This is a genomic window from Buttiauxella sp. 3AFRM03 (assembly GCF_003675305.1).
Taxonomy (GTDB): domain Bacteria; phylum Pseudomonadota; class Gammaproteobacteria; order Enterobacterales; family Enterobacteriaceae; genus Buttiauxella; species Buttiauxella ferragutiae.
In genome coordinates this window covers 4,939,738-4,957,735 of the sequence record NZ_CP033076.1, presented here as the reverse complement: position 1 = coordinate 4,957,735, position 17,998 = coordinate 4,939,738, and the positions used below count along the sequence as shown (strand labels likewise).

The window sequence follows — 17,998 nt, the reverse complement described above, 5'->3', positions numbered from 1 at the left end:
CACCAATCCAACTGTTTACCCAAGGTTTATCCCCTCCCCGTCATAATTAGCGTTAAACTATCAATGCCATTTATAGACTGGGGAAATCGAATGCGTGTACTCGTTGTGGAAGATAATGCTCTGTTACGCCACCACCTCAAGGTTCAGTTGCGTGAGTCCGGCCATCAGGTTGATGCCGCTGAAGATGCCAAAGAAGCAGACTATTTCCTGAGTGAACATACCCCCGATATTGCCATTGTCGATTTAGGGCTGCCCGATGAAGATGGCCTGAGCCTGATTCGCCGCTGGCGCAGTCACGACGTGACTATTCCTATTCTGGTGCTTACCGCGCGTGAAGGCTGGCAGGATAAGGTCGAAGTGCTGGGTGCCGGTGCCGATGATTACGTGACCAAACCGTTTCATCTTGAAGAAGTGGTTGCCCGCATGCAGGTGTTAATGCGCCGCAACAGTGGCCTGGCTTCACAGGTAATTTCTCTGCCCCCCTTCCAGGTTGATTTGTCACGTCGCGAACTGCTCATTAATGACAACCTCATCAAGCTGACCGCGTTCGAATACACCATTATGGAAACGCTGATTCGCAACCATGGCAAAGTCGTCAGCAAAGATTCCTTAATGCTCCAGCTTTACCCCGATGCCGAACTGCGAGAAAGCCACACTATTGATGTGCTGATGGGCCGCCTGCGTAAAAAGATTCTGGCTGAGTATCAGCATGAAGCTATCACCACAGTACGTGGTCAGGGCTACCGTTTCGACCTGCGTTAACCATGAAATTAAGCCGACATTTTTTACCGTTATCGCTAAGGGTTCGCTTTTTACTGGCGACCGCCGTGGTCGTCATGGTGCTGTCACTGGCCTACGGTTTAGTGGCGCTGGTGGGTTACAACATCAGTTTTGATAAAACAACTTTCCGTTTACTGCGCGGGGAGAGCAACCTGTTTTATACCCTCTCAACCTACGAGAACGGTAAAATTAATGTCGTTATTCCTGAAAATCTTAATCTGAAAACCCCGACGATGGCCCTTATCTATGATGAAAAAGGTAATCTGATGTGGGCTCAACGTGATTTGCCGCATGTGGTGCAACAGATAAAGAAAGAGTGGCTGGTCAGCGATGGTTTTCACGATCTGGACGCGAATTTTGATACCAGTCACGCCTTGCTGGGTAACGATGAAAAGCTCCAGAACCAACTCAAAGACTTTTATGATGGCGATTACAGCGATGAAGTCAGCCACTCAGTTGCAGTCAACAAATACCCAGCCATGGGTAAAATGCCCGCCTTAACCATTGTGGTTGTCGACACCATTCCTATCGAATTAAAACGTTCGTATACGGTGTGGAGCCTGTTTACCTGCGTTTTCCTCGCCAACCTGTTGTTAGTGATCCCGTTGCTTTGGTTCGCCGCGCGCTGGAGTTTGCGCCCAATTGAAGCGCTGGCGAAAGAAGTGCGCGAGCTTGAAAAACATGACCGCGACAGCCTGAACCCCGAAACGACTCGCGAGTTGACCAGCCTTGTGCGCAATCTTAATCGCCTGTTGCGTACCGAGCGCGACCGCTATGACAAATACCGCACCACATTGACGGATTTAACCCACAGCCTGAAAACACCGTTGGCGGTACTGCAAACTACCCTGCGTTCGTTACGAACCAATAAACAGAATATCGAAGAAGCGGAGCCGGTAATGCTTGAGCAAATCAGCCGTATTTCGCAGCAAATTGGCTACTATTTGCATCGCGCCAGTATGCGTGGCGACAGCCCGTTACTTAGCCGGGAACTTCATTCCGTCGCCCCATTACTCGACAGCCTCTGTTCGGCGCTCAATAAGGTGTATCAGCGTAAAGGCGTGAATATCACGCTGGATATCTCGCCGGAGATCACCTTCGTCGGTGAGAAAAATGACTTCATGGAAGTGATGGGCAACGTGCTGGATAACGCCTGTAAATACTGCCTTGAGTTTGTTGAGATTTCAGGCCGCCAACTGGACGACACGCTGCATTTATTTGTTGATGACGATGGCCCAGGCATCCCGGAAAGCAAACGCAGCCTGGTGTTTGACCGTGGGCAACGTGCCGATACCTTACGGCCGGGCCAGGGGGTGGGTTTATCGGTCGCTCGCGAAATCGTCGAACAGTATGATGGTCAAATCCAGGCCTCGAGCTGCGAACTGGGCGGCACACGGATGGAAGTGATTTTTGCACGCCAGCGTCCAGACCGAGAAGAAGATTGAAAATACTCCCGTAACCGGCAGCACCATCCGTTATAATCCTCGGCAGGCTCCTTCACCTGCCGGATAATAATATGGACTATCAACTCGACCTAAATTGGCCCGATTTCATCGCGAACTACTGGCAAAAACGCCCGGTGGTTCTAAAACGTGGCTTCAAAAACTTCATCGACCCAATCTCCCCGGATGAACTGGCAGGCCTTGCCATGGAAAACGAGGTGGACAGCCGCCTGGTCAGCCATAACGACGGCAGATGGCAAGTCAGCCACGGCCCATTCCAGAGCTATGATCACCTGGGCGAAAACAACTGGTCTTTACTGGTTCAGGCCGTTAACCACTGGCATGAACAAAGCGCACGCTTAATGCGCCCCTTCCGCGCACTACCGGACTGGCGAATTGACGATCTGATGATCTCTTTCTCGGTACCAGGCGGCGGCGTTGGCCCGCATTACGACCAGTACGACGTATTTATCATTCAGGGCGTTGGCCGCCGTCGCTGGCGTGTTGGGGAAAAAGTCGCCCTGAAACAGCACTGCCCGCATCCTGATTTGCTGCAAGTTGAACCGTTCGACGCCATCATCGACGAAGAGATGGAGCCGGGCGATATTCTCTATATCCCACCAGGTTTCCCACACGAAGGCTACTCGCTGGAAAACTCGATGAACTACTCTGTCGGTTTCCGCGCCCCAAGCGGCCGCGAGCTTATCAGTGGTTTTGCCGATTATGTGCTGCAACGTGAACTGGGCAGCCAGCGTTATACCGACCCTGATGTGCCTGCGCGCCAGCACCCTGCGGATGTTCTGCCGCAAGAGATGGATAAATTACGCGAGATGATGCTGGGTCTTATCAATCAGCCTGAGCACTTCAAAACCTGGTTTGGTGAGTTCGTATCCCAGTCACGACATGAACTGGATGTGGCTCCGCCAGAACCGCCATATCAGCCTGATGAGATTTACGATGCCCTGAAACAGGGTGACGCCATTACTCGTTTGGGTGGCTTACGCGTGCTGCGCATTGCCGACGAGATTTACGTCAACGGCGAGAAAATTGACAGCCCACACCGCCCGGCTCTTGAAGCACTGGCGAGCAACATCACACTGAAAGCAGAAATGTTTGGTGATGCGCTCGAAGACCCGTCGTTCCTGGCAATGCTGGCCGCACTGGTTAACAGCGGTTACTGGTATTTCGAAGACTGATATCCCCCGGCCCTATCCCGCCTTCTCAGCGACTTGTTGGCTGAGAAGGCGGGAAAACCGTTCCTCAGTGAATGCCCGCCGACACAGTTTCGCCATCTATCATTGCCAGCCCTGTCGTCGTACGAATAAAACGCGGCACCTTCAAATCCTCTGCCAGCATAGTCAATAATTCAAATAACAATTCGCTGATCTGTTCCTGCTGCTCAGGCATTATTTGCTGGTTCAATAAAACCATGGTTAATGCAGAACAATATTCACAGGTGGTCTCTGAATCTGTTGAAAGTGGATTGCGACATTCAGCAAAATTATTTTCATTCACCGTTAATTGTTCAATTAGATGTTTTGGCAACGGTGATTTCAAAACTACTTTCAGTACATTCAACCCCGCCAGTAAACGCCCGCACAACGCTATATATTCAGCGTGATTATGAAGTTCGATTAATTCATCAGCATAACGTTGGCAAATATCCACCACCTGAAATAAATCATGGGTGGCACCCAACGGTATTTTTAATAAAGCTGCGATATCTCCCGCAATAATGGATTGAGTAGCAGTGATTTCAGGACGAGCGAATGTGTTACTATCGGCGATAGCCATAGCGTGACTCCTGTGAAGTTTACGTTGTGGTTAGCCCTCGTTTGGTGTTACAGCACCAGGCGGGGGCGATTCATTTATACCCTTCATATTTCGAGTTGCACCGGTGTTAGCTTGCCGCCTCAATGCCACTCGAATTATTTTGGATATAGGATAATATCTTTCTATCTGCTTACTCTCTGCCAAAAGCACTGTACAAGTCAACAGTGGAGCTATCCTTAATTATTGGAAACCGAAAATTTTCGGCACAGGTCACAAATAAATGAAAACTGGCGATTGGGATTTCAAGAGTTATTAGCAGTTACTTTAAATGTTATTTATTTTATATAAATACTGAGTTACTGAATTATATTTAGTTATGGTGTAATTATTTTTGATGGTGGCTATTTAGAATGTATTTTTTAATTATGGTGAAAAAATACATAGCTCTAGCCACTACCAAGATTTATTGCCAAAGGGAATACTATATGTCTGGAAGGCTTTTCGGTGGCCTGGAGTTCGCCTAATCGAGACTTCCTGAAAGCCATGAACGAACGTCAGCTAAGAGCGAGGAGCGGAAGTTGGCTCTTTTAACCTCCCCCAAAACTGACCACAGAAGTAATGGCTATTCACATTTGAAATTTTTTTGCACGAAATCTAATTAATTAGATGGGAGAATTCATACTATCAGGTGAAGTCACAACTAAATGTGTCTTTGTTAACCTTTCTACTGCAAGTTTAGGCAACACACTATCGAAAATAGCCAAATAATTTTCCAAGAGAGAGTTGATATAATCAAGTCTACCATGCTCTATCTCATACCATGTTTCTGGGAGATACCTAACTATAATACTTAGCGTGTATAATACGACCAAGTGTAGTACAAATGGGTCTTGAGTGCCCCAGAAGGGTACAATTACACTTGTCCCACAATAACCAGATTTATGTGTTACAACATGATCCCACCATAAATCATTATCAGGGTGATAAACTTTCCCGACGAAATATGGTTCGCTATGTTTGCTTAGGTTTTCTTCAGACTCTTTCTCAATATCTTTAATTTCTAAGTTATAAGAATTAAGTTCCTCAGCAGTTATTTTAGCACCTTTTGGATAAATAGCCGCATATGTAAATACTGATATCTCTGGTGTAGATTGTGCTAATCCTTGTGGTGAGGACCTTTTTGATTTTAATATCGTATTTCTAGTTGCATGGCCAATTTGAAATGAAAGAGGATTTTCACCAAGGATTTCTTTTAATAATGGTCTCAATTCTGGAATCCGTCTTAATAGATCAGTCAAAGTATATGTGTTTGATGCTTCCAATTCTTCATTATTTCTTGGGCGTCGCTCTGCAGCATATTTTTTAATTTCAATTCCTATTTTTTTCGCATATGCATAAAAATGTCCACCCCGGACACAACCAATTTTTATATTGTCAGGAAAAGTTGCGCCTTCAATAGTTTGGGTAAATAATCCATGCCCCGACTCAGTATGCTTTTGTACAGCTTTTAAATCATCTTTAGGATCTCCTGAAGAAATCTGTTCAGCTAAGCTTATCTGTAATAAAGCATAGTACCTGGAGAGAATTTTAGAATTTAATCCACCATTTTCAGTTTCCCAATATCCAATTGCACTTCGTATTGCAGAGGACATTCCAATTGATTTATTAACGTATTCATCTTCTTGTAATGACGGATGATTTTTTTGAATTATTTTTTTACAAAGTTGTGAGCTTGTGAGTCGTTTTAGTCGCAACCATATAGCGCCGCTTACGTCTGCTGCAACGAAGCGTTCTATTGTTTTTTGTGAAGACATTTCTGGTCCTTAGTATGTGTGATGACCTGTTTACGACCACATCATCAAATAGTTTAACATGGTGTTAGCAGCATAATTTTCAGGCTCATAGCCGCCATCTGATACACAGCAGGCGGCTATGAGCGAGGAAAATACATTACCTCTAGCTATAATTTTGCAAGCTCGTCGACCAATTGTGGGTTCTTTGACATAAAAGCCATATACGATCTTCCTAGAGGAGTAAGTTTGTAACCATTATCATCTTCATATAGAAGATGATTACTTACTGGATAGGCGGTATATTTAATCCAGTCCCAATCCGAAAGTGCTTCTCTATTAGTTTTCTTTGTTATTTCAAAGTGCTTTATCGCATCTTCTTTACTAAGAAAATTATTATTACCAACTATGCTATTAAATAATTCATACTGTGAACGAAACAACACCTTGTTAATATCAAAATATCGTATTGCACTTTGAAAAACAGATATCTCTCGTGATAATAACTCGATTTTTTCTTCATTGCTAATATCTAAGTAAAATGCGTGCTTGATTATTGCTTGATATAATTCCTCACTGAACTCTGTTTTAATCTGTTCGTGCCTTTCTCTTATAGCCTCAACACCCATATCTTTGGGTAAATTTGCTGCATTGGAACCTGCAGTTTCCAATACTTCTATTGATTGCTTGGCTGCCACGAATTTTGCCGATACACCTGATGTTGTAGCGGATATTTCTGATACCTGACTTTTAGAAAAAAAAGAACTTACTATTCCAAACAATCGACTTCGGAAACTGAAACCGAAAAGAAGAACAACTACTGGCCAAGCAATGCTTTTTATAAGCTCAACGATCAATTTCGGTGACCAGTTACATGCTAAATCTTCCATTAGAGCCCCTATCTGACTAACGCTTATTAGAAATCTAAGATCATTAATATGTTGGCTTTCTGCCTGTTATTTCACTTTCTGTCACATTGCATAATGATACCTTAAATATGAGAGAATCCATACAGAGTCCGCCCCTGGCACTAAACAGACTGTCATATTATTCATAAGCTAATATTAAAGGGGCTCCACACCCCTTTATTATCTACCGCCCCACCAGCACCCTATTCAATCACCCCTGCTCTGCCGTCAGCTCCGCAATCCTCACAATCACCGCTACCGCTTTTTCCATCCCTTCCAGCGTCACAAACTCGTGTTTGCCGTGGTAGTTATAGCCGCCGGTGAACAGGTTCGGGCAAGGCAAACCTTTAAATGACAGCTGAGCGCCATCGGTACCGCCGCGAATGGGCTTCATGATGGGCTCGATATCACAATCACGCATCGCCTGTTGCGCCACTTCCACAATGTAGGGGTGCTCAGCCACTTTCTCGCGCATGTTGTAATAGCTATCGTCGATAATCAGCTCGATATAGCAACCAGGATGCAGACCTTTGCCGACCTTCTTGGCGATATCCATCATTTTGCGTTTACGTGCTTCAAACTGTTCGCGGTCAAAATCACGAATGATGTAGTGCATCTCCGCTTTATCGACCGAGCCTTTAATTCCGTGCAAATGATAAAAACCTTCGTAGCCTTCAGTGCATTCCGGGCTTTCGTTGGCGGGTACTTCGGCATGAATACGTGCAGCAAGCGACAGCGCGTTAACCATCACTCCTTTTGCTGAACCGGGGTGAACATTGTTGCCGACAATTTTAATGGTTACAGACGCCGCATTGAAGTTTTCGCATTCCAGTTCACCGACGCCACCACCATCAACCGTGTAGGCCCAGCGCGCATCAAAGGCTTCGACATCAAAATGTTTTGCGCCTTTACCGACTTCTTCGTCAGGTGTAAAGGCAACGCGAATATCGCCGTGGGGGATGTTTTTCTCTTTGAGCACCGTCATCGCCGTCATAATTTCGGCGATACCGGCTTTATCATCCGCGCCGAGCAGCGTTTTACCATCGGTGGTAATCAGGGTTTGTCCAAGCAACTGATGCAACACAGGGAACATCACCGGGGAGAGCACTTCATCGCCGATACCTAACGCAATGTCGCCACCGCGATAATTTTCGACAATCTGTGGATTCACATTTTTACCCGTGAAATCAGGTGCGGTATCGACGTGGGAAATAAAACCAATGGGCGGGACTTTTTTATCGATGTTGGACGCAAGCGTTCCCATCACGGTGCCATGATCGCCCAGCGTCACATTCACCAAACCCATCTCTTCCATTTGCTCTTTCAGCAACCGCAACAACTTCCACTGCCCTTCTGTGCTCGGAACTTGTTTTACGCCCGGCTTGGACTGCGTGTCCAAAGAGACATAATGTAAGAAACGCTCAAGTAATTTATCCATGTCGCTACCCTCAATTTTTGTGACTTCATTATCAGTAAGCCACAAATGCAAATATTGCGTTAGGTCACTTTTAGCCTGCCAGAGTTAAAAATAGTCGTGAATTGGGTAACTGTTACCCATTGGTATTCAAATCCAGGCCACACTAAGGTATCAAGGATTGGCGATTTCAATGGTTTGCCGTAGAATGCCTGCCCTTACTTAACGTGCAAAACCGCAAGGTGGTTACTCACAAACCCCGCATCAGCCCGCAATTTGATGCGTCTTATATGGGACAGCGTAAAAAATTGAATAAACAGCAACGTTCGCTTTCACCGCTGGTAGAACTGGCGGGAGTAGGTAAGAGCTTTGATGGCAAAACCGTAATTTCTGATTTATCTCTCACCATCAATCATGGTGAATTCCTGACACTCCTTGGTCCTTCTGGCTGTGGGAAAACCACCGTACTGCGCCTAATCGCCGGACTGGAAAGCGTGGATTCTGGCAAGATTATTCTTGATAACCAGGATATTACGCAGCTTCCCGCAGAGCATCGCCACGTTAATACCGTCTTCCAGAGCTATGCTCTGTTTCCTCATATGTCCGTTTTTGAAAACGTCGCATTCGGTTTAAGAATGCAGAAAACGCCTGATGCGCAGATAACGCCCCGCGTGATTGAAGCGTTAAAAATGGTGCAGTTAGAGGAATTTGCCCAACGGAAACCGCATCAGCTTTCTGGCGGCCAGCAGCAGCGTGTGGCCATTGCGCGGGCGGTGGTCAATAAACCGCGATTGTTACTGCTTGATGAGTCGCTTTCTGCGCTCGACTACAAATTGCGCAAGCAGATGCAGAACGAACTAAAAGCCCTCCAGCGCAAACTCGGCATTACCTTCGTATTTGTCACTCACGACCAGGAAGAAGCGCTGACCATGTCGGACAGGATTGTAGTGATGCGCGATGGTCGCATTGAACAAGACGGCACGCCGCGCGAAATTTACGAAGAGCCAAAAAACCTGTTCGTGGCGAGCTTTATTGGTGAAATCAACATCTTTGATGCGATTGTTATCGAACGTGTTGATGAGCAGCGCGTGCTGGCGAGCGTTGAAGGCCGCGAATGCCATATTTACGCGAGCATGCCGGTTACCGCAGGTCAGCATTTAAAAGTGCTGTTACGCCCGGAAGATTTACGCGTTGAAGAAATCAACGATACTCATGTGGCCGAGGGTTTAATCGGTTATGTGCGGGAGCGTAACTATAAAGGCATGACGCTGGAATCTAATGTCGAGCTGGAAAACGGCAAAATGGTGATGGTCAGCGAATTCTTCAATGAAGACGACCCTGATTTTGACCACACGCTCGACCAGAAAATGTCGATTAACTGGGTTGAAAGTTGGGAGGTCGTGCTGGCAGATGAAGAGCTCGCGTAAATTCCAGAACCTTGTGATCGCCACTATCGTCGGTTGGCTGGTGCTGTTCGTGTTCCTGCCCAACCTGATGATCATCGGCACCAGTTTCCTGACGCGTGATGACGCTAATTTCGTCAGCATGGTTTTCACGCTGGATAACTACACCCGGCTTGCTGACCCTTTATACGCGCAGGTTTTGCTGCACTCGTTAAATATGGCGGTGATTGCCACCCTCGCCTGTCTGGTATTGGGCTACCCTTTTGCGTGGTTCCTCGCACGTTTACCAGAACGGGTGCGCCCGCTGCTGCTGTTTTTACTGATTGTCCCCTTCTGGACCAACTCGTTAATTCGCATTTATGGGCTGAAAATTTTCCTCAGCACCAAAGGCTATTTGAACGCGTTCTTGCTGTGGCTCGGCGTGATAGATACCCCGATTCGTATCATGTACACCGAAAGCGCCGTCATTCTTGGCCTGGTGTATATCCTGCTGCCCTTTATGGTGATGCCGCTTTATTCGAGCATTGAAAAGCTTGATAAGCCACTGCTGGAAGCGGCGCGTGATTTAGGGGCCAGCAAACTTCAGACCTTTATCCGCATTATTATTCCGCTCACCATGCCGGGCATTATTGCTGGCTGCCTGTTAGTGATGCTGCCGGCGATGGGCCTGTTTTATGTCTCCGACTTAATGGGTGGGGCGAAAAACCTGCTGATTGGCAACGTGATTAAGAGCCAGTTCCTGAATATCCGCGACTGGCCGTTTGGCGCGGCAACCAGCATTACACTGACGCTGGTGATGGGCCTGATGCTGCTGATTTACTGGCGTGCCGCCAGTTTGTTGAATAAAAAGGTGGAATTAGAATGATAGGTCGCCTGCTCCGTGGCGGCTTTATGACCGCTATTTATGCGTATCTCTATATTCCCATCATCATTTTGATCGTTAACTCGTTTAACAGTTCGCGTTTCGGCATTAACTGGCAGGGCTTTACCGGAAAGTGGTATAGCTTGCTGATGAATAACGACAGCCTGCTACAGGCCGCGCAACATTCGCTGACCATGGCGGTGGTTTCTGCCACCGCAGCAACGCTGATTGGTTCGCTGACCGCGGTGGCACTGTATCGCTACCGTTTTCGTGGTAAGCCGTTCGTCAGCGGTATGCTATTTGTGGTGATGATGTCGCCCGATATCGTGATGGCGATTTCACTGCTGGTGCTGTTTATGCTGCTCGGGGTGTCGCTCGGCTTCTGGTCGTTGTTGTTCTCACATATAACTTTCTGCCTGCCGTTTGTGGTGGTTACCGTCTATTCACGGCTGAAAGGGTTTGATGTGCGTATGTTAGAAGCGGCGAAAGATCTGGGTGCCAGCGAATTAACTATTCTGCGCAAGATCCTGCTGCCACTCGCGATGCCTGCCGTCGCCGCTGGCTGGTTGCTCAGTTTTACCCTCTCGATGGACGACGTGGTGGTTTCATCGTTTGTGACCGGCCCAAGTTATGAAATTTTACCATTGAAGATTTACTCAATGGTGAAGGTGGGTGTTTCGCCAGAGGTGAACGCACTTGCCACTATTCTGTTAGTACTCTCGCTGGTCCTGGTCATTGCCAGTCAGCTTATTCTTCGTGATAAAACCAGGGGACATTAATATGACTAAATGGCCACGCCACCTGTTAGCCGCAGGCGCTCTGGCACTGGGTATGGGCGCTGCACATGCCGACGACAGCAAGACGCTCTATTTCTATAACTGGACCGAGTATGTGCCGCCAGGCCTGCTTGAACAGTTCACCAAGGAAACCGGCATCAAAGTGATCTATTCGACTTACGAGTCGAATGAAACCATGTACGCCAAGCTCAAAACTTATAAAGACGGTGCCTATGATTTAGTGGTGCCATCAACTTACTTTGTGGCGAAAATGCGCAAAGAAGGCATGATCCAGAAGATCGACAAAAGCAAACTGAGCAATTTCAAAAACCTCGATCCTGAAATGCTTAATAAGCCCTTTGACCCGAATAACGATTACTCCATTCCCTATATCTGGGGTGCCACTGCTATTGGCGTAAACAGTGATGCTATCGACCCGAAAACGGTGACCAGTTGGGCTGATTTATGGAAGCCGGAATACAAGCAAAGCCTGCTGCTGACCGATGATGCGCGCGAAGTGTTCCAGGTCGCGCTGCGTAAGCTGGGTTATTCCGGCAACACCACTGACCCGAAAGAGATTGAAGCGGCGTATCACGAACTGCAAAAGCTGATGCCAAACGTAGCGGCATTCAACTCAGATAACCCAGCCAACCCGTATATGGAAGGCGAAGTGAATCTCGGTATGGTGTGGAATGGCTCTGCGTATGTTGCCCGCCAGGCAGGCACGCCGCTGGAAATTGTCTGGCCGAAAGAAGGCGGAATTTTCTGGATGGATAACTTGTCTATTCCGGCCAATGCCAAAAACGTAGACGGTGCGTTGAAATTGATTAACTTCCTGCTGCGCCCGGAAATAGCAAAACAGGTAGCAGAAACTATTGGCTACCCGACGCCAAACCTTGAAGCACGCAAATTGCTGCCTAAAGAAGTCTCCGGCGATAAAACGCTTTATCCGGATGAAGCCGTGCTGAAAAATGGTGAGTGGCAGAACGATGTCGGCGACGCTAGTACGATTTATGAGAATTACTATCAGAAGTTGAAGGCGGGACGCTGAGTTTAGCGTTGATGTACCCCCTCACCCCGGCCCTCTCCCAAAGGAGAGGGAGAACATCCCTCCGGAGTATCCCCTCTCCTTCAAGGCTGTCTCTTATACATAACTCACCCGGGCATTTTGTCAGGGTGAGACCTGTAAGCCTCATTGATTTTCCGTTCACGCGTGCGTTCTGTTATCTCTTTAATTCCCGAAAACGGTGAACGTATCAAGGGGTTAACGCCAACCCCTTGATAATCCAGGCGCCCGGTCATTAAATTGCCGCTGCGCGGTAAACCCCAGCTTATCCCCAACGTTCAGGGTCGTTCGCGATTCGTTCCTGACGATCGCTCTCTTTCGCTGCTCCCGGCAGCTCAACCCTGACTTATGGGGAACACTGGGGCAATTTATACCGGGAACAAGGTCAAAACCGGCTCGGTGTGGTCTTTGGGTTTTGACGTTGACCTTGTGTTCCGGCTTCAATCGCGCCGTTTTTTACCCTTCAGTTGGGGTCACGTGGTCGGGAACCACGTGAGAGAGCGATCGTCGGGAACGCGTCGCGAACGACCCCGAATGTTGGGTGAAAAACGGTGTTTACCGCTTGCGGCGATTGATTTGCCGGGAGTCCGGGTTCTTAGGGTGACGACGGTGGTCACCCTAAGACGTTCACCAGTTCAGTGGCTATATGAAACACTGAACATCGGGTGAACGGAACTGCCTCCCGTCTCACAAAGATGTGACTAAGAGACAGCCCAAAGGAGAGGGTTAGGGTGAGGATGGTTTTAAGAAAGCCCTTTCAACAATCTATCCACATACTCCGGCACCACTTCACTGGCTAAACCATAAAACTTCTCTTCGAACTCGCTGCCAACCTGGCTCGGTTCAAGATTCAGTTCAACGGTATGAGCGCCTTGCAAGCGGGCTTCGTGGACAAAACCGGCAGCCGGATAGACGTGCCCGGACGTGCCGATGGCAATAAAGTAATCTGCCGTCGCCAGCGCCTGATAGATGTGATCCATACCGAGCGGCATTTCACCAAACCAGACAACATGTGGGCGCAGCGGTGCAGAAAGCTGGCAGCAATGGCAGCGATCCTGCGGGGTGATGTCACCTTTCCACGCAATAACTTGCCCGCTTTGCGCACAACGTACTTTCAGCAGCTCGCCATGCATATGGATAATATTTTTATTACCAGCACGTTCATGCAGATTATCGATATTTTGCGTCACTAACAGGAAGTGGTCGCCTAGCTCTTCCTCAAGCCTCGCCAATGCAAGATGAGCCGCATTAGGTTTAATTTCTGCCTGCTGAAGCTGCTGGCGGCGCGCATTATAAAACGCCTGCACTAATTGCGGGTCACGGGCGAAGCCTTCCGGCGTTGCCACGTCTTCTACCCGATGTTCTTCCCACAAGCCATCGGTGGCACGGAAAGTCCTAATCCCTGACTCGGCGGAAATACCCGCGCCGGTCAGTACCACTACTCTGGGTTTTTCCATCGCTTCAGGTCCAGGAATGTCTCTGAAAAAAGCGCGCTGACGCAAACGCTGCCTGAGCAAGCGTTTGGTTTTTCTGAACCGGCTGAGCCGATGTTGACGACGCGATAACATAAGTTACTCCGTGAGATGGAGGAATGCCGCACCACGCATGCCACCGGCATCACCATGACGAGCCGGTTCAATGCGCGGTACTTTTGCTACGGGCAAAAGATACTTAGGTAAACGCTCAGGCAGTAGCTGGTACAGCTCAGTAAAGTTAGATAACCCACCGCCGATGACCACCAGATGCGCATCGATTGCCGTTAACAGGCTGCCCAGGCAGCAAGCCAACAGCTCTACGAAACGTTCGACGTGCGCCACAGCGTTCTCATCACCCGCACGATAGCGAGCAACGATTTCTTTGGAATCCAGTGGTTCAGAGTAGAAGTGTTGGTAAACCCACGCAAATCCACGGCCTGAAAGATAGTTTTCGATACAGCCATGCTGACCACAACCACAACGCGTAAGCGGAATATCACGCCCCAGCACGTTGAGCGCATCAACCGGCAGACGGGTATGGCCGAACTCGCCAGTAATGTAGTTACGCCCGGTAATGGATTTGCCGTTGACGATGATGCCACCACCGACACCAGTGCCGAGGATTAAGCCCATAACCACCGGATAATCACGGAACTCGTCATCCCAGGCTTCGGACAGCGCAAAGCAGTTGGCGTCATTATCCATGCGTACTTCACGCCCGAGCATCGAGCTCAAGTCGGCCTGCACAGGTTTGCCGCTGGCTGCTGGCACGTTTGCCGCATACAACGTGCCATCGTCGGTGACCGGCATACCCGGAATACCGATGCCTACCGACCCTTTAGTACCAAAACGGCTATCGGCTTCCTGTACCATGGAAACGATAGCCGCCAGGAAGTTCTCGTAGCTATCGTGTGGCGTAGGAACGCGCTTTTCCCACTGTAACCGGCGTTCAGTATCATAAACTCCAAGAGCCATTTTCGTGCCGCCAATGTCAAATCCGTAGTACATCGATTTGCCGCTCCCCTCAGTTTTTAGAATTTATTGTCCGCTTAATACCCGAGCTGGATCGATATTACTGGCACGGCGAGCCGGATACCAACTGGCGAGCAAACTCAGTAACAAGGCTGTGATCAGTACATAGAATACGTCCAGCCAGTGAAGTTCTGATGGCAAGAAATCAATAAAGTAGATATCGCCTGACAGGAATTGATGGCCGATTAGTTTTTCAATCACGCGGATAATATTGGTTAATTGCCAGGAGGCTAACACGCCGACAATCACCCCGCTTACGCTACCGAACAACCCCGCTAGCAGACCGTACCAGACGAAAATCGCGCGAATCAAACCGTCTTTCGCCCCCAACGTTCGCAACACGGCGATATCACTACTTTTGTCTTTCACCGCCATCACCAGCGTAGAGACGATATTAAAACAGGCCACGCCGATCACCAGCACCATCGCCAGATACATGATGGCGCGAATCATCTGGATATCGCGGTACATGTAACCGTAGGTGCCAATCCAGCTTTTGATGTACACGTAAGCGTTGGTCACTTCACCGGCATCACGCACCAGTTGGTTGGCGTTAAACACATCATTCACTTTGATGGCGATACCTGTGACGCTATCGCCCATATCTAAATAGCTCTGCGCATCCGCCATGGGCACCATCGCAAAACTATGATCAAGCTGGCCGCTGAGCGCCAAAATACCTGCAACTTGCAGACGCACACGCTTCGGTTGCAGCAGTTTGGTGCCACCATCGCTGTTCGGGATCATGATCGAGATCCAGTCGCCCTGTTTCACTTTCAGGGCATCGGCAACACCTTTACCGATAATAATCTGTTGCTGACCGGCTTTAAAATTCTGCCACGCGTTGTTTTGCACATATTGAGGCAAAGCACTAAGGCGAACTTCCTGAGCGGGATCAACACCTTTTACCTGAATAGCGCGCAGATTCGGCCCGTTTTCTACCAGGCCTGTAAAGTTGATATACGGTGCCGCTGCTGCAATGCCTTTCACTTTCTCAACGCGCTGTAATACGCCGCTCCAGTCATGGAATGGCTGATTAACCGGCTCGATTTCACCGTGCGGCACCACCGCCAGAATGCGGTTGTTCAGCTCACGCTCAAAACCATTCATCGCACTCAAACCGACAATCAGCACCGCCACACCCAAAGCAATACCCAGAGTAGAGATGACAGAAATCAATGACACCATGCCGCTGCGACGACGCCCGCGGCTAAAACGCAAACCAATAAGCAGTGACAGTGGCGAAGCCATTAATGGGCTCCCATCAAAGTCAGTTCGCTGGTCAAGCGGCCATCACGCATTTCAAGCTGACGAGACATTCGACGTGCCAGTTGCAAGTCGTGGGTCACCACCAGGAATGCAGTTCCCTGGCGCACATTCAATTCGCCAAGCAGTTCAAAAATGCTGTCTGCGTTACGCGCATCGAGGTTACCCGTCGGCTCATCCGCCAGCACCAGGCGTGGGTTATTCACCAGCGCGCGGGCAATCGCTACACGCTGGCGCTCACCGCCGGACAGCTCGGAAGGACGGTGATTACTGCGATGGTCAAGCCCCACAGCTTTGAGCATTTCCAACGCGCGTTGCTTGGTGTCATCGGTATTGTTTTTACCGATTAACAGCGGCATGGCGACGTTTTCCATCGCGGTGAAATCAGGTAGCAAATGGTGGAACTGGTAGATAAAGCCCAGCTCGCGGTTACGCAGTTCGGCTTTAGCGGCAGACGACATAGAACTCATCGCCTTACCGTTGAAAATCACATCGCCAGAAGTGGGTGTATCCAGCCCGCCCAGCAGATGCAGCAAGGTACTTTTGCCGGAACCGGAGCTACCGACAATCGCCATTAACTCGCCGGTATTGATGCTGAAGCTGACATCATGCAACACGTCCGTTTGCACTTTGCCTTCCTGATAGCGTTTGCACAGCTTGTCACACTGCAACAGGACAGAATTACTCATAACGTAAAGCCTCAGCGGGAAGTGTCGCGGCAGCGCGCCACGAAGGATAAAGCGTGGATAACAGAGCGACCGCCATAGCGATAATCGCAATCACAATAACTTGTACAGGGTCGATGGCGACGGGCAGCGCGGCACCATCCAGCAACGCGCCAATAATCGGCATTAAATTGTTCAACTGGCTGGCAAGTAACGCGCCTAATAGCGCACCCAGCAGAGCGCCAATCACGCCTGCACTCGCCCCTTGCACCATAAACACCGCCATAATTTGGCGACGTGTTAGCCCCTGAGTCTGAAGAATGGCAACTTCACCTTGTTTCTCCATCACCAGCAAACCGAGCGACGTAATGATGTTAAAGGCGGCAACCGCCACAATCAGGCTTAATAGCAACCCCATCATATTTTTTTCCATGCGCACCGCCTGGAACAGCTCGCCTTTACGTTCGCGCCAGTCTTTCCATTCGGTGCCTTGCGGCAAGGTTTGTTGGCTCAGCACATCAACTTTCAGCGGTTCCGCCAGCCATAAACGCCAGCCGGTAATATTGCCCGCCGGATAACGCATCAGGCGCGAGGCATCTTGTTGGTTGACCAACATTTGGTAACCGTCGACTTCACTGTTTGCCGCGAAGGTGCCAATCACGGTGAACAGACGCTGGCTTGGCAAGCGCCCCATCGGCGTAAACTGGCTGGCAGACGGCACCATAACGCGGATGCTGTCACCACGTTTTATACCCAGTTGCCCGGCAAGTTGTTCGCCCAGAATGATGTTGTACTTCCCGGCGACAAGGTCGGTCTGCTTAACGTTGACCAGAAATGGCGAAAGTGGATCTTTCTCTTCTGGCTTCACGCCCAGCATCACCCCGACGGCGACGCTACGTGCGCTTTGCAGCACTACATCACCCGTGGTAATGGGGGCAACTCGCGTGACGCCTTCAAGGTTGAGGTCTTTTGCTGGAAGTGTTTCAGGATTAATCGAGCCGCCAGGCGAGGTGATGATCGCTTGCGGCATTAGCCCAAGAATGTTGTTTTGCAGCTCACGCTCAAAACCGTTCATCACGGAAAGCACGGTGACTAACGCCATCACGCCAAGCGTAATGCCGATAGTTGACAGCCAGGAGACGAAGCGACCGAAGCGGTCAGCTGCTCGCCCACGCATGTAGCGCAGGCCTATAAATAACGCGACAGGTTGATACATGTATTCCGTCTTGTTGCAGTTGCGGATGCAAAGTTGCCGAGAAGTATATAAGCGATAACGTATCAAGTAAATGAAACATAACGTTTTTTTGTTTTTTCAGAACAAGTGAAATACCTTTTAAATCAATCTC

Annotated in this window: 16 protein-coding genes; 7 read left to right on the top strand and 9 right to left on the bottom strand. The window is 49.0% G+C overall.

Annotated elements, in window-relative coordinates; all coding sequences use genetic code 11:
* Positions 1-90 precede the first annotated feature (90 nt).
* The 3 genes from phoP to D8682_RS24565 all read left to right on the top strand — a co-directional run bounded on the left by phoP (position 91) and on the right by D8682_RS24565 (position 3,418).
* Positions 91-762, top strand: coding sequence for a two-component system response regulator PhoP (gene phoP, locus D8682_RS24575; protein ID WP_064547718.1), 672 nt, complete (start codon positions 91-93; stop codon positions 760-762).
* Between the two features lie 2 nt (positions 763-764).
* Positions 765-2,225, top strand: a complete 1,461-nt coding sequence (phoQ, locus tag D8682_RS24570) for a two-component system sensor histidine kinase PhoQ (RefSeq protein ID WP_064547720.1) — start codon at positions 765-767, stop codon at positions 2,223-2,225.
* Positions 2,226-2,296: 71 nt separating this feature from the next.
* The gene (locus tag D8682_RS24565) at positions 2,297-3,418 is read left to right on the top strand and encodes a cupin domain-containing protein (protein ID WP_121815396.1); all 1,122 of its coding nucleotides are present in this window, start codon (positions 2,297-2,299) and stop codon (positions 3,416-3,418) included.
* A gap of 64 nt (positions 3,419-3,482) precedes the next feature.
* Here the strand turns inward: D8682_RS24565 and D8682_RS24560 are convergent, their stop codons facing one another.
* From D8682_RS24560 to pepT, 4 genes are all read right to left on the bottom strand, one after another.
* On the bottom strand, positions 3,483-4,016 hold the full coding sequence (locus D8682_RS24560) for a hypothetical protein (protein WP_121815395.1): 534 nt from the start codon (positions 4,014-4,016) through the stop codon (positions 3,483-3,485).
* Positions 4,017-4,657: 641 nt separating this feature from the next.
* A complete protein-coding gene (locus D8682_RS24555; RefSeq protein WP_121815394.1) occupies positions 4,658-5,809 on the bottom strand; it encodes a hypothetical protein in 1,152 nt (383 codons plus the stop codon).
* 146 nt (positions 5,810-5,955) lie between these two features.
* Entirely contained in the window at positions 5,956-6,675 is a 720-nt protein-coding gene (locus tag D8682_RS24550) for a hypothetical protein (RefSeq protein ID WP_121815393.1), read from the bottom strand.
* A 229-nt stretch (positions 6,676-6,904) separates the two neighbouring features.
* Entirely contained in the window at positions 6,905-8,131 is a 1,227-nt protein-coding gene (gene pepT / locus D8682_RS24545) for a peptidase T (protein WP_121815392.1), read from the bottom strand.
* A 266-nt stretch (positions 8,132-8,397) separates the two neighbouring features.
* Here pepT and potA point away from each other — a divergent pair, with 266 nt between their 5' ends.
* Genes potA through potD form a run of 4 tightly spaced genes read left to right on the top strand, consistent with a single transcriptional unit; the run spans position 8,398 to position 12,199 of the window.
* A complete protein-coding gene (gene potA, locus D8682_RS24540; RefSeq protein WP_121815391.1) occupies positions 8,398-9,534 on the top strand; it encodes a spermidine/putrescine ABC transporter ATP-binding protein PotA in 1,137 nt (378 codons plus the stop codon).
* Positions 9,518-10,375, top strand: coding sequence for a spermidine/putrescine ABC transporter permease PotB (gene potB / locus D8682_RS24535; protein WP_121815390.1), 858 nt, complete (start codon positions 9,518-9,520; stop codon positions 10,373-10,375). Before potA ends, potB begins: the two co-directional genes overlap by 17 nt.
* A complete protein-coding gene (potC, locus tag D8682_RS24530) occupies positions 10,372-11,151 on the top strand; it encodes a spermidine/putrescine ABC transporter permease PotC (protein ID WP_121815389.1) in 780 nt (259 codons plus the stop codon). Before potB ends, potC begins: the two co-directional genes overlap by 4 nt.
* Before the next feature lies 1 nt (position 11,152).
* Positions 11,153-12,199, top strand: a complete 1,047-nt coding sequence (gene potD / locus D8682_RS24525; RefSeq protein ID WP_121815388.1) for a spermidine/putrescine ABC transporter substrate-binding protein PotD — start codon at positions 11,153-11,155, stop codon at positions 12,197-12,199.
* A 758-nt stretch (positions 12,200-12,957) separates the two neighbouring features.
* On the opposite strand, the gene cobB is transcribed toward potD, so the two are convergent.
* From cobB to lolC, 5 genes are read right to left on the bottom strand one after another with little or no spacing between them, the layout of a single operon-like run.
* The gene (gene cobB / locus D8682_RS24520) at positions 12,958-13,782 is read right to left on the bottom strand and encodes a Sir2 family NAD+-dependent deacetylase (RefSeq protein ID WP_121815387.1); all 825 of its coding nucleotides are present in this window, start codon (positions 13,780-13,782) and stop codon (positions 12,958-12,960) included.
* Positions 13,783-13,785: 3 nt separating this feature from the next.
* Positions 13,786-14,697 (bottom strand): N-acetylglucosamine kinase, encoded by a 912-nt coding sequence (gene nagK, locus D8682_RS24515; protein WP_121815386.1) that lies wholly within the window; start codon positions 14,695-14,697, stop codon positions 13,786-13,788.
* Positions 14,698-14,727: 30 nt separating this feature from the next.
* Complete coding sequence (gene lolE, locus D8682_RS24510; protein ID WP_064547765.1) at positions 14,728-15,972, bottom strand: lipoprotein-releasing ABC transporter permease subunit LolE; 1,245 nt, start codon at positions 15,970-15,972, stop codon at positions 14,728-14,730.
* On the bottom strand, positions 15,972-16,676 hold the full coding sequence (gene lolD / locus D8682_RS24505; protein ID WP_121815385.1) for a lipoprotein-releasing ABC transporter ATP-binding protein LolD: 705 nt from the start codon (positions 16,674-16,676) through the stop codon (positions 15,972-15,974). The genes lolE and lolD overlap by 1 nt, the downstream gene beginning before the upstream one ends.
* Positions 16,669-17,868 carry a lipoprotein-releasing ABC transporter permease subunit LolC gene (lolC, locus tag D8682_RS24500; RefSeq protein ID WP_121815384.1) on the bottom strand — a complete coding sequence of 400 codons (1,200 nt, stop codon included), beginning with the start codon at positions 17,866-17,868 and terminating at the stop codon, positions 16,669-16,671. Before lolC ends, lolD begins: the two co-directional genes overlap by 8 nt.
* Positions 17,869-17,998 lie beyond the last annotated feature (130 nt).

Coding starts and splice junctions, on each gene's coding strand:
- pepT (WP_121815392.1), bottom strand. CDS start 8,131: ATGGATAAATTACTTGAGCGTTTCTTACATTATGTCTCTTTGGACACG.
- nagK (WP_121815386.1), bottom strand. CDS start 14,697: ATGTACTACGGATTTGACATTGGCGGCACGAAAATGGCTCTTGGAGTT.
- D8682_RS24550 (WP_121815393.1), bottom strand. CDS start 6,675: ATGGAAGATTTAGCATGTAACTGGTCACCGAAATTGATCGTTGAGCTT.
- cobB (WP_121815387.1), bottom strand. CDS start 13,782: ATGTTATCGCGTCGTCAACATCGGCTCAGCCGGTTCAGAAAAACCAAA.
- lolE (WP_064547765.1), bottom strand. CDS start 15,972: ATGGCTTCGCCACTGTCACTGCTTATTGGTTTGCGTTTTAGCCGCGGG.
- D8682_RS24560 (WP_121815395.1), bottom strand. CDS start 4,016: ATGGCTATCGCCGATAGTAACACATTCGCTCGTCCTGAAATCACTGCT.
- potC (WP_121815389.1), top strand. CDS start 10,372: ATGATAGGTCGCCTGCTCCGTGGCGGCTTTATGACCGCTATTTATGCG.
- D8682_RS24555 (WP_121815394.1), bottom strand. CDS start 5,809: ATGTCTTCACAAAAAACAATAGAACGCTTCGTTGCAGCAGACGTAAGC.
- phoP (WP_064547718.1), top strand. CDS start 91: ATGCGTGTACTCGTTGTGGAAGATAATGCTCTGTTACGCCACCACCTC.
- potD (WP_121815388.1), top strand. CDS start 11,153: ATGACTAAATGGCCACGCCACCTGTTAGCCGCAGGCGCTCTGGCACTG.
- potB (WP_121815390.1), top strand. CDS start 9,518: ATGAAGAGCTCGCGTAAATTCCAGAACCTTGTGATCGCCACTATCGTC.
- potA (WP_121815391.1), top strand. CDS start 8,398: ATGGGACAGCGTAAAAAATTGAATAAACAGCAACGTTCGCTTTCACCG.
- lolD (WP_121815385.1), bottom strand. CDS start 16,676: ATGAGTAATTCTGTCCTGTTGCAGTGTGACAAGCTGTGCAAACGCTAT.
- lolC (WP_121815384.1), bottom strand. CDS start 17,868: ATGTATCAACCTGTCGCGTTATTTATAGGCCTGCGCTACATGCGTGGG.
- D8682_RS24565 (WP_121815396.1), top strand. CDS start 2,297: ATGGACTATCAACTCGACCTAAATTGGCCCGATTTCATCGCGAACTAC.
- phoQ (WP_064547720.1), top strand. CDS start 765: ATGAAATTAAGCCGACATTTTTTACCGTTATCGCTAAGGGTTCGCTTT.